The organism is Actinokineospora cianjurensis, assembly GCF_003663795.1.
GTDB classification, from domain to species: Bacteria; Actinomycetota; Actinomycetes; order Mycobacteriales; family Pseudonocardiaceae; genus Actinokineospora; species Actinokineospora terrae.
In genome coordinates this window covers 93638-104129 of record NZ_RCDD01000004.1, presented here as the reverse complement: position 1 = coordinate 104129, position 10492 = coordinate 93638, and the positions used below count along the sequence as shown (strand labels likewise).

11 protein-coding genes are annotated in these 10492 nt (G+C 68.3%); 3 read left to right on the top strand and 8 right to left on the bottom strand.

The window, feature by feature from the left end:
• Nucleotides 1–22 precede the first annotated feature (22 nt).
• The 4 genes from CLV68_RS23080 to ndk form a co-directional block, all read right to left on the bottom strand.
• A complete protein-coding gene (locus CLV68_RS23080; RefSeq protein WP_121393370.1) occupies nucleotides 23–790 on the bottom strand; it encodes an ABC transporter permease in 768 nt (255 codons plus the stop codon).
• 69 nt (nucleotides 791–859) lie between these two features.
• On the bottom strand, nucleotides 860–1669 hold the full coding sequence (locus tag CLV68_RS23075) for an ABC transporter permease (RefSeq protein ID WP_121393010.1): 810 nt from the start codon (nucleotides 1667–1669) through the stop codon (nucleotides 860–862).
• Nucleotides 1669–2577, bottom strand: coding sequence for an ABC transporter ATP-binding protein (locus CLV68_RS23070; RefSeq protein ID WP_121393369.1), 909 nt, complete (start codon nucleotides 2575–2577; stop codon nucleotides 1669–1671). Before CLV68_RS23070 ends, CLV68_RS23075 begins: the two co-directional genes overlap by 1 nt.
• A gap of 115 nt (nucleotides 2578–2692) precedes the next feature.
• The gene (gene ndk / locus CLV68_RS23065) at nucleotides 2693–3103 is read right to left on the bottom strand and encodes a nucleoside-diphosphate kinase (RefSeq protein WP_121393009.1); all 411 of its coding nucleotides are present in this window, start codon (nucleotides 3101–3103) and stop codon (nucleotides 2693–2695) included.
• Nucleotides 3104–3227: 124 nt separating this feature from the next.
• Here ndk and CLV68_RS23060 point away from each other — a divergent pair, with 124 nt between their 5' ends.
• Complete coding sequence (locus CLV68_RS23060; protein WP_121393008.1) at nucleotides 3228–3683, top strand: hypothetical protein; 456 nt, start codon at nucleotides 3228–3230, stop codon at nucleotides 3681–3683.
• A gap of 70 nt (nucleotides 3684–3753) precedes the next feature.
• Here CLV68_RS23060 and CLV68_RS23055 read toward each other — a convergent pair whose 3' ends face one another.
• Nucleotides 3754–4677: an exonuclease domain-containing protein gene (locus CLV68_RS23055; protein ID WP_170224545.1), complete on the bottom strand. Its 924-nt coding sequence runs from the start codon at nucleotides 4675–4677 to the stop codon at nucleotides 3754–3756.
• Between the two features lie 216 nt (nucleotides 4678–4893).
• Here CLV68_RS23055 and CLV68_RS23050 point away from each other — a divergent pair, with 216 nt between their 5' ends.
• A complete protein-coding gene (locus tag CLV68_RS23050; protein WP_121393006.1) occupies nucleotides 4894–5598 on the top strand; it encodes a DUF6218 family protein in 705 nt (234 codons plus the stop codon).
• Between the two features lie 48 nt (nucleotides 5599–5646).
• Here the strand turns inward: CLV68_RS23050 and CLV68_RS23045 are convergent, their stop codons facing one another.
• A complete protein-coding gene (locus CLV68_RS23045; protein WP_121393005.1) occupies nucleotides 5647–7173 on the bottom strand; it encodes an alkaline phosphatase D family protein in 1527 nt (508 codons plus the stop codon).
• A 364-nt stretch (nucleotides 7174–7537) separates the two neighbouring features.
• On the opposite strand from CLV68_RS23045, the gene CLV68_RS23040 reads away from it, so the two are divergent.
• Nucleotides 7538–8710 carry an aminotransferase class I/II-fold pyridoxal phosphate-dependent enzyme gene (locus tag CLV68_RS23040; protein ID WP_121393004.1) on the top strand — a complete coding sequence of 391 codons (1173 nt, stop codon included), beginning with the start codon at nucleotides 7538–7540 and terminating at the stop codon, nucleotides 8708–8710.
• Nucleotides 8711–8767: 57 nt separating this feature from the next.
• Here CLV68_RS23040 and CLV68_RS23035 read toward each other — a convergent pair whose 3' ends face one another.
• A complete protein-coding gene (locus CLV68_RS23035; RefSeq protein ID WP_121393003.1) occupies nucleotides 8768–9145 on the bottom strand; it encodes a DUF4233 domain-containing protein in 378 nt (125 codons plus the stop codon).
• Nucleotides 9142–10491 carry a bifunctional tetrahydrofolate synthase/dihydrofolate synthase gene (gene folC / locus CLV68_RS23030; RefSeq protein ID WP_121393002.1) on the bottom strand — a complete coding sequence of 450 codons (1350 nt, stop codon included), beginning with the start codon at nucleotides 10489–10491 and terminating at the stop codon, nucleotides 9142–9144. The genes CLV68_RS23035 and folC overlap by 4 nt, the downstream gene beginning before the upstream one ends.
• Between the last annotated feature and the right edge of the window lies 1 nt (nucleotide 10492).

Below are 10492 nucleotides of genomic sequence, written 5' to 3'. Positions count from 1 at the left end.
CGCTGCGTGGGGCGCCCTTCGCTCAGGCGAGCAGCAGCTTGCCCAGCCGCCGGGACGCCACGACGACCCCGACGGCCGCCATCACCACGAAGTAGCCGAGGTGGCCCACGATCGAGACGTCCACGTACCCGGTGCACAGCGCCCGCATGACCTCGATGGCGTGGTAGAGCGGGAAGCACTTGACCGCGAACTGGACGGCCCCCGGGTACACCGTGATCGGGTAGAAGGTCGTCGAGAACAGGAACATCGGGACCAGCGCGAGCTGCACCAGGTCGAAGTCGTGCCAGGACCGCATGAAGGTGGTGCAGGCCATCCCCAGCGCACCGAAGGCGAACGCGATCAGGATGGCCGCCGGTAACACGAACACCGCCCACGGCGAGGTCAGCAGGCCCATGCCGAGCATGACGGTCAGGAAGCCGGTGCCGTAGAGCGCGCCGCGGATCAGCGCCCAGGTGATCTCGCCGATGGCGATGTCGAGCGGGCCGAGCGGGGTGGCCAGCACGGCGTCGTAGAGCTTGGCGTACTTGAGCTTGAAGAACAGGTTGAACGTCGCGTCGTAGACGGCGCCGTTCATGGCGGAGGAGGCCAGCAGCGCGGGCGCGACGTAGGCGACGTAGCTGATCGTCTCGCCGCCGGGGCCGACGACGTCGCCGATGAGCTTGCCGAAGCCGAACCCGAGGCCGAACAGGAAGAACAGCGGCTCGAAGAAGCCGGACACCACCTGCAGCCAGGTCCGGCGGTTGACCAGGAACGAGCGCTCCACGAGCGCGCGCGAGCGGCCCGCGTACATGCCGACCGGCAGCACGCGCAGCAACAGGCCGCTGCGCGAGGTCTCCGGGGCCTGCGTGGTCGTGGACACCTAGACCTCCAGCCTGCGGGTGAAGGTACGCACGGCGAAGCGCGCACCGATGACGACGATCGCGGTCAGGTACACCAAGTGGCCGAGCACGGGTAAGAGCTCTCCGGTGCCGAACGCGGACGCGCGGGAGAGCTCGGTGCCGTGCCACAGCGGGGTCAGCCAGACGATGGGCCGCACCCAGGCGGGCAGCTGGTCGACCGGGAAGAAGGTGCCCGCGAACACCGTCATCGGCAGGACGATGAACCGGAAGATGGCGCTGAACTGCTGCCCCTCGGTGTCCAGGCTCGCCGAGTAGGCGACCAGCGGGGCGGCGAGGGCCATCGCGGTGAGCAGGGCCGCGAACAGCGACCCGATGACACCGATGCTGGTGACCGCGCCGAGCAGGGCGGCGACCACCAGGAACGCCGCCGACGAGACCGACAGCCGTAAGAAGATCCAGAGCAGCTGGCCCATGGCGAGCTGCCTGGAGGTGATCGGGGTCGACGCGATGCCCAGGAACGTGCGGTTCCACTTGAACGCCGCGAGCACCGGGTAGGTCGACTCGAACGCCGCGGTCTGCAGCGCGGACGCCACGACCAGCGCGGGGGCGAGGTACTGCACGTAGGGCAGGCCGCCGGTCGCGGCGCTGGGCTGGATCTGCGAACCGAACCCGAGGCCGAGGGCCAGCAGGAACAGCACGGGCTCGACGACGCTGGACACCGCCGAGGATCGCCAGTTGCGCCGGTACCAGGTCCACAGGCCCTCGACGACCAGCCAGACGGCGGTCGGGGTAGGGCAGACGCGGGCCCGTTCGCGGGTGGTGGTCGTCATCAGTCCACCAGCGTCCGGCCGGTGAGGCGCAGGAACACGTCCTCAAGGGTGCCGCGGCGGACCAGGCTCGACGCCGGGGCCAGACCGCGCTGGTGGGCGGCGGCCAGGGACGCCTCGCCGTCCGAGGTGTAGAGCAGCAGCCGGTCGGGCAGGACCTCGATGCGGTCCGCGAGCCCCTCGGTGGCGGCGGCGTCCGGCTTGTCGGTGACGAACCGCAGCTCCAGGACCTCGCGGCTGCAGTAGCGGGCGATCAGCTCACCCGGGCTGCCCTCGGCGACGATCTTGCCGCCGTCCATGACCACGAGCCGGTCGCAGAGCTGCTCGGCCTCGTCCATGTAGTGGGTGGTGATGATCAGCGTGACGCCCTGCTGGCGCAGCCGGAACAGCCGGTCCCAGAGCAGGTGGCGGGCCTGCGGGTCGAGGCCGGTGGTCGGTTCGTCGAGCAGCAGCAGCTCGGGGTCGTTGATCAGCGAGCGGGCGATGGTCAGCCTGCGCTTCATGCCACCGGAGAGCGGCTCGACCTCGGCGTCGGCGCGGTCGGTGAGCTGGGCGAAGTCGAGCAGCTCGACCGCCTTGGCCCGGACGTGCGCTTTGGACAGTCCGAAGTAGCGGCCGTAGATGTGCAGGTTCTGCCGGACGGTCAGCTCGTTGTCCAGGTTGTCCTGCTGGGGCACCACACCGAGCCGGGCGCGGATGTCGGGGCCCTGGGTCCTGGGGTCCATGCCGAGCACGGACAGGTCGCCGCCGGTGCGCGGGGACACGCACGACACCATGCGCATCGTCGAGGACTTGCCCGCGCCGTTGGGCCCGAGGAACCCGAACGCCTCCCCAGGCTCGACGTCGAGGTCGATCCCCCTGACCGCCTCGAAGTCCCCGAACTGCTTGGTCAGGCCCCTGGCCCTGACCAGCCCGCCGTCTCGTACCGCCGTTTCCGCCACCACGTCGGGCACGATAGCCGGGCGCACCGACAATTCCCGCCGGGTTTTCGGGCCGCCCGGTGTTCGCCCGGGCGGCCCGGGGACCTCAGAGGTTCGGGAACCAGATCTTGATCTCGCGCTCGGCGGACTCGGTGGAGTCGGACCCGTGCACCAGGTTGTACTGGACCTCCAGGCCGAAGTCACCGCGGATGGTGCCCGGGGTGGCCTTGTCGACCGGGTCGGTCCCGCCGGCGAGCTGGCGGAACGCGGAGACGGCGCGCGGCCCCTCGACGACCAGGGCCACGACCGGACCACCGGTGATGAAGTCGAGCAGGTCGCCGAAGAACCCCTTCTCGGCGTGCTCGGCGTAGTGCTGCTCGGCAACCGAGCGCTCCACGGCGCGCAACTCGAGCGCGGCGAGGGACAGCCCCTTGCGCTCGATGCGGGAGATGACCTCACCGACCAGCCCACGACTCACGCCGTCGGGCTTGACCAGGACCAGGGTGCGCTCACTCACGGCTCTCGGTACTCCATTCCAGGGGTTTGCGGCGTCGTGTGGACCACACGAGCGTGTGAGCAGGGTAACCCGGTGCGGTGGCACCGTTTGTCCGGCTCCTCTTTAGCTGACCACCGTTGGCCTCATGTTCAAGTCGACAGCTCTAGCAGCGGTCCTGGTTCTAGCCACCGCCACACCCGCTTGTGCCGATCTCTCGTACTCCTACCGCTACGCGCTTCGCTTGGAGACCGACGCCAGCGCGGAAGCCCTGACGGCCGCCGTCACCGCCGACTTCCGCCGCCTCTTCCCCTTCGACTCCAACTGCCCCGCTCTGCCTCCGGTAGGCGGCCGCTGCGACCTCTACTCGGCCGGGCAGAGCTACCCGGTGCAGGTCATCGACAGAACTGCCAACTCGTGGACGTTCCTCTCCCCACCCGCAGGCAGAAACATCGTCTTCTCCCTAGAGAACGGCCCCGCAGGCATAGAACTCCGCACCCGCTCCGGAGGCCCCTCCACCCCAACCACCGCGGCGACCATCCACTCAGGCACCGCCTACGCCCTCTGGTCCCTCTTCGCCAACAACATCTCGGCCGCGTACTGACCTGGGCCAATCCAGCCATCGCCGCGACACCGATAGGCAAGTGGAAGCCCACATCCCGTGCGTCAGCCGATCAGCTGCCGAGCCATTCCACGAAGTCGACCTCGCCGATCATCTCTATCTTGTGCCCCCGGCTGAGCAGTTCCTGGGCCTTGCGGTGCTTACCGCTCACATCCATCCCCACGGCGAACCGGGACGGGTCGGCCATTCCCACCACGAGCAAGTCGGTTCTCTTGGATACTCCGGGTACGGCCTGCCCGCCCCGTTCGGCGAGGCGATGCTGGGCTTCCGCACGGGTCATGGTCGTCAAGGTGCCGGTGAAACACACGTTGAGGCCGTAGAGCATTGTGCTCGGGTCGGCGTCGAGGTTGGCCGCGGGGATCTCACGACGCGTTGTGGACGAACCGCGTTGTCGGAAGCCCGCCCAGGAATCCCTGGTCAACCGCCCGTAGGGGATGCGCAAGGTATCGAGCAAGCCGTCGACCGTGTCGACGTGGTGAAACCGCATCGCCGCGAGCATGACCTGGGCGGCCGTGTCGGCGTCGGCCTGGGCTTCGTGGTGCCCGCTCATCGCGATGCCCGCGGCCGCCGCGACGAACGGCAGCCGGTATGTCAGCAGTTGCCAGGTCAACCGGGAGATGACCAGGGTGCAGACATAACTCAGTTCGGGCCACGGCATGGCGCTCGCCGTGCAGGCATGGCGGATCACGCCGATGTCGAATGCCGCGTTGTGGCTGACCAGCGGGCGGCTGCCCGTGAAGTCCACGATCTGGGTGAGCGCGCGCGGCCAGGTCGGGGCGGAGCGAACCGCCTCGGCCGTGATTCCGTGCAGTGCCGTGTTGAACGAGTCGAAACCACCGCCGTCCGGGGGCTGGATGAGGGTGGACCATCGGTCGACGACAACCCTGTCCCGCACCAAGCTCATGCCGACCGCGCAAGCGCTTCCGCGCGACGAGTTGGCGGTCTCGAAGTCGATCGCGACCCATTCCCTGCTCATGATCTCCTCACTCGCGGCCAAGACGGGACGACCGGGCGTCCAGTCGCGCAGGCAGCGCATCGAGATAAGTCGATCAAGAGTTACGCGCCGGGGATGAGGTGGCGGAAACCCGTTGGGCATGGCACTCGACTGAGATCATCGCGCGTGAAACAAACGGGGCGCACCAGCGATGGACTGTCGCAGGTGAAGATCGTCAGCAGTGGTGCAGGAGGGGTGATGACCACCGATCAGCTCAAGCCCGGTCCGCTCGGCTTGCTGTCCACTCGGGCGGGTGATGGCCGGACCATGATCGGCCACGTTGTCGTCTGCCGGGCCGGGTCAGGTCAGGATGACTCGATCGCCGTCTGGCACCTCGACACCGAGGGCACGCGGACCGGGGCGTGGGTGAATCCCGCTGCGGTGGCCTTGACCGAGCCGGAGACCGCCCGACTCGTGCTCAGCCTGTGCAAGCGCAAGGCGGTACTCGCGTGGGACTTGGCCGAGGTCGTCGAGTTGCTGCGCGAGCTGGAGCAGACGGCGGGTGTCGCTTCGACGAACTGGGGCGATTGCGGTGTCACCCTGCCCGTGCTGCTCAGCGAGGTAGCAGGTATCCGGGCCTCTTATGCCAAGCGTGTCGCCGAGGAGAAGGCGTCCAAGAAGAGCATCGCTGACCTGGAGTGGTCGATCGATCTGCCAGACCCGCTACCGGCGACGGTCGAACAACTGGAGCACCTCGCACGTGTCGGGAACCTCGTCGCTCCCACCGAGTCGGCGACCGAAGCGCTTCGCATCAGCAGGTTGGGCGGCTGGATTGTGCAGCGCTGGCGCGAGACCACCGTCGCGCTCGGCCGGTCCTACCTCCGGGAAACCTTCGGACAACCCACTGTCCTGGCACCCATGTGGGAGGCGCGTCTCGCCGACGCTTACGCCTACCAGCGATGAGGATCGGAGCAGTGGAGTCGACGCGGTAGCGCCGACTCCACTGTCAGGTCAGGCCCTCAGGGTCTTGGACCAGAGCGAGGTGCCCTTACCGTCTCGCAGGTACACGGTCAGGTCACCTGAGCGACCGTCCACTTGGACCTCTCCGAAGTGTTGGAACCCCTCCAGCGGCGACGTGTTCGCGACCGGTGGTGCGTGCACGAACGCCGCCTCTGGCCCGAACGTCGGGTCCAGCACGTTGGGCCCGAAGGCTCCCGCGTGCAGCGGGCCGGACACGAACTCCCAGAACGGGTCGAAGTCGCCCACGGCCGCGCGGTCCGGGGAGTAGTGGTGGGCGGCGGTGTAGTGCACGTCCGCCGTCAGCCAGACAACGTTGCGGATGTGGCGACGGGCGAGCGTGCGCAACACCCAGGCGAGTTCGAACTCGCGGCCTGCGGGGGCGCCGGGTAGGCCGTTTGCAACCCCTTCGATGTCCTTGCCGTCCGGGACGATCAGGCCGATGGGGAGGTCGGCGGCGACGATCTTCCAGGTGGCGCGGCTGCGGGTGAGGCCGTCGACGAGCCAGCGGGCCTGGCGCTCGCCGAGGACGTGGCCTTGGCCGTTCTTGTCGGCGGTGTTGGCGTCCTTGTAGGTGCGCATGTCCAGGACGAACACCTCGACGTGCTTGCCGTAGGCGAAGCTGCGGTAGACGCGGCCGTCGGCGGCGCGGCGCTGGTCGATGGGCTGCCACTCGTGGAATGCCTGCGACGCGCGGGCGGCGAGGACGTCGACCCGCTTCTCGGTGTACTGCGGCAGGTCCAGGATCTCGCCGGGGTACCAGTTGTTGGTGACCTCGTGGTCGTCCCACTGCACGATCGACGGCACCCGGGCGGCGAACGCGCGGACGTTCTCGTCGAGCAGGTTGTAGGCGAACTGGCCGCGGTACTCGGCGAGGGTCTCGGCGACCTTCAGCTTCTCGGCGGTCACAACGTTGCGCCAGATGCGACCGTCGGGCAACGTCACCGACTCCTTGAGCGGCCCATCCGCGTAGACGGTGTCGCCGCTGTGCAGGAAGAAGTCGGGCCGCCGGGCGAGCATGGCGGCGTACGCGGTCATGCCGCCGATGTCGGGGTTGATGCCCCAGCCCTGGCCCGCGACGTCCCCGGACCAGGTGAACCGGACGTCGGCGCGCCCGACGGGGGCGGTGCGGAAGGAGCCGACCAGCGGCGCGCTGGCGGTGCGGCCGTCGAGGTCTTCGGCGCGGACCCGGTAGTGGATCTCGTCGCCCGCGGGCAGGCCGGTGAGCCGGAGCCTGCCGGTGCCGTCGGTGGTGGGGGTGAGGACGGGGCCGCGCAGGCACCGGGCGTGCCGGAACGACGGGTCGCGGGAAACCTCGACCAGCATCCGCGACGGCCGGTCGGCCCGCGTCCACAGGATCGCGCCGTCACTGGTCACGTCCCCGGTCTGCACGCCGTGCGTCAACACCGGCCGCGCCTTCGGCGTCGCGTACGCGACCCCGGGCAGCACGACCCCAGCGGCAACCACACCAGCGCCGATCCCGCCTGCGCGCAACAGAGCCCTACGGTTCAGTTCGGTCATGCGCCGGTTTGTAATCGCCCACCGCAGCCCTCGGGCCAACCCGAGTTGACCAGTGGATGACGCTTGCGCCGCACGCGGGGGCCAAACGGCCCCACAATGCCGCACGGCTGCGCATTTCCTCGCGTGGGACAAATGGCGGCAGTCATTGCGCCGATTTCTTTTCCTCATGAAAACTCACCGGTAGTGCTAACGCTCGGACCCTCCCGAGATATGTTGACTCCGGAAGATCAGCTTGGCGCGAGCGCCGCGACGAGGCACCGACGGAGGGGCGTCCGGTCGACGAATTCACCTTTCGGTCCCGGACGTCACAAATAGCTCTGCGCAAAGAAGACATGCGTTGTTCACGTGCACAGGGGAGCATTTTGTGGATATTTTCGCCAAGTGCGTCGACTTCACCGACGCGAAAGACCTGATGGCAACCGGTCTGTACCCGTACTTCCTGCCGCTGACCGGCAATGACGGGTCCACCGCCCGTTACGAGGACCGCGAGATCGTCATGTGCGGGTCGAACAACTACCTGGGGCTGACCGCCGATCCCCGGGTCAAGAACGCCGCGCAAGAAGCCATAGCCGACCTGGGCACGTCGAACACGGGTTCACGTTTCCTCAACGGCAACCTGGAGTTACACGAACGACTGGAGAGATCCCTGGCCGACTTCTACGGCCGCGAGGAGGCGTTGGTCTTCTCCACCGGCTACCAGGCCAACCTGGGTGCCGTCGCGGGACTGGCGGGCAGGCACGACGTCGTGCTGCTGGACAAGCTCGTGCACGCCTCGGCGATCGACGCGGCGATGCTCAGCGGCGCCAGGATCAAGTTCTTCCAGCACAACGACCCCGAGGCGCTCGACCGGCGGCTGGCCGCGTGCCCGCCGGACGCGGGCAAGCTGGTGGTCGTCGACGGCGTGTACTCGATGGAGGGCGACATCTGCGCGCTGCCGCTGCTGCGGGATGTGTGCCGCGCGCACGGCGCCAGATTGGTCGTCGACGACGCGCACGCGCTCGGGGTGCTGGGTGATGGCCGTGGTACCGCGGCGCATTTCGGCGGCGAAGGCGCTGACCTGGTGACGGTGACGTTCAGCAAGTCCTTGGCTTCGATCGGCGGCGCCGTGATCGGCGATTCCGCCGTTGTGCAGTACTTGCGCCACCACGCGCGGAGCCTCATTTTCAGCGCCAGCCCGTCGCCGTCGAACGCCGCTTCCGCGCTCATGGCGCTCGAGATCCTGAAATCCGAGCCGTGGCGGGTTCGGCAGGCGTTGAGCAACGCGCGCTACGTCCGCGACGCACTGGCCGCGCGGGGTGTGCCGGTCGGTTCTTCGGACACGCCGATCGTCCCGGTGTTCACCGAGGGGCGGACGGAGACGTTCACCCTGTGGCGTTCGCTGCTGGACCGGGGTGTCTACACGAATCCGATCATCCCGCCCGCCGCGTCGTACCGGTTGCGCACGAGTTTCATGGCCACGCACACCACGGAACAACTCGACTTCGTGATCGAGGCTTTTCTCGCCGAGTTCGCGAACCTGCCCGCCGCGGTGAGCTGAGAGACCAGACCGCTGACCGGTGGGGCGCGGCGATCACGCCGTGCCCCCCACCCGCGGCTAGTCGGGTGGGGGTTGTTGGCTGGCAAGGCGGCCTTCGGTGAGGCGTTTGAGGACGTCGTGGCGGGCCCAGAGCATCCAGGTCCAGCCTAGGGCGAAGACGACGGCGACTATGCCTAGGGCGGAGTCGATGAAGAAGCCGCCGAGCATGACGATCTGTAGGCCCGCGGCTAGATAGAGGCCCCAGGGGCGGCCTACGAAGGCGCAGGCCAGGATCAGGACTAGAGCCATGATGCCGACTGACCAGCCCTGCCACGTCGCTAGGCCGCCGTCGGACTTGGCGACTACGAGTAGGGCCAGGAGTACTACGAGGGCTTCCAGGATGAGGACCGCGGACATGACGCCGCGGAAGCCCTTCATGGGGTCGGGGGGTGTCATGCGGGGTCCTTGCCGAAGAGGGCTCGGACCTCGCCTGCGGTGACGACCGAGCCGGTGACGATGACGCCGGTGCCGGAGACGGGTTCGTCGGGGTCTTCGGTCTCTTCGGCGAGTTCGATGGCAGCGTTGACGGCGCTTGTCAGGTGTGAGTACACGCTGACGCGTTCGTCGCCGTAGATGTCGGTGGCGATGTTGGCGAGGTGGTCCGGGTCCATCGCGCGGGTCGACGAGTTGGTGGTGATGACTACCTCGGTGAGCACGGGCTCTAGCGCGGAGAGGATGCCTGCGGCGTCCTTGTCGGCCATCACGCTGACTACGCCAACGAGCTTGCGGAAGCCGAACTCGGCGTCGAGGGCCTTGGCTAGAGCGGCCGCGCCGTGGGGGTTGTGGGCAGCATCCACGAAGACGCTCGGGGACGTGCGAACGCGCTCTAGACGGCCCGGGCTGACTACGGACGCGAAGCCTTCGCGGATGGCCTCGACGTCGAGTTGCCGTTGGGCTCCAGCACCGAAGAACGCCTCGACAGCGGCTAGAGCGAGAGCGGCGTTCGTGGCCTGGTGCTCGCCGTGCAGCGGCAGGAAGATCTCGTCGTAGACGCCGCCGAGGCCCTGTAGGCGTAGGACCTGCCCGCCGACTGCTACGTCGTGGTTGAGGACGCCGAACTCTAGGCCCTGTCGGGCGACGGTGGCGTCAACCTTCGTCGCTTGCTCGATCAGGACCCGGGCGACCTCGGGGGTCTGCTCGGCGAACAGCGCGATGGAGTCGGGCTTGATGATCCCGGCCTTCTCCCCCGCGATGCCCAGGATGTCCGGCCCCAGGTAGTCGACGTGGTCGATGCCGATCGGGGTGATCACCGCGACCTTGCCGTCAGCGACATTGGTGGCGTCCCACGCGCCGCCGAGGCCGGTCTCGACCACGGCGACGTCGACGGGGGCGTCGGCGAACGCGGCGTACGCCATCGCGGTGAGCACCTCGAACTTGCTCAGCCGGATGTCGGAGCCCGCGTCGACCATCGCGATGTACGGCTCGATGTCGCGGAACACCTCGACGTAGCGCTCGGGGTCGATCGGCGCGTTGTCCAGGCTGATGCGCTCGGTGACCAGCTGTAGGTGCGGGCTGGTGAACCGGCCGGTACGCACCCCCAGCCGGGTGAGCAGCGCGTCGATCATCCGGGTGACCGAGGTCTTGCCGTTGGTCCCCGCGATGTGCACCACCGGGTACGCCCGCTGCGGAGACCCGAGCAGGTCGACCAGCGCGGCGATGCGCGCCAGCGACGGCTCGATCTTGGTCTCCGGCCAGCGGGTGTCCAGCTCCGACTCGACCTGACGCAGTTCTTCCAGACTCACG

Coding starts and splice junctions, on each gene's coding strand:
- CLV68_RS23075 (WP_121393010.1), bottom strand. CDS start 1,669: ATGACGACCACCACCCGCGAACGGGCCCGCGTCTGCCCTACCCCGACC.
- CLV68_RS23055 (WP_170224545.1), bottom strand. CDS start 4,677: ATGAGCAGGGAATGGGTCGCGATCGACTTCGAGACCGCCAACTCGTCG.
- CLV68_RS23060 (WP_121393008.1), top strand. CDS start 3,228: ATGTTCAAGTCGACAGCTCTAGCAGCGGTCCTGGTTCTAGCCACCGCC.
- CLV68_RS23050 (WP_121393006.1), top strand. CDS start 4,894: ATGACCACCGATCAGCTCAAGCCCGGTCCGCTCGGCTTGCTGTCCACT.
- CLV68_RS23035 (WP_121393003.1), bottom strand. CDS start 9,145: ATGACACCCCCCGACCCCATGAAGGGCTTCCGCGGCGTCATGTCCGCG.
- CLV68_RS23045 (WP_121393005.1), bottom strand. CDS start 7,173: ATGACCGAACTGAACCGTAGGGCTCTGTTGCGCGCAGGCGGGATCGGC.
- CLV68_RS23080 (WP_121393370.1), bottom strand. CDS start 790: ATGTACGCGGGCCGCTCGCGCGCGCTCGTGGAGCGCTCGTTCCTGGTC.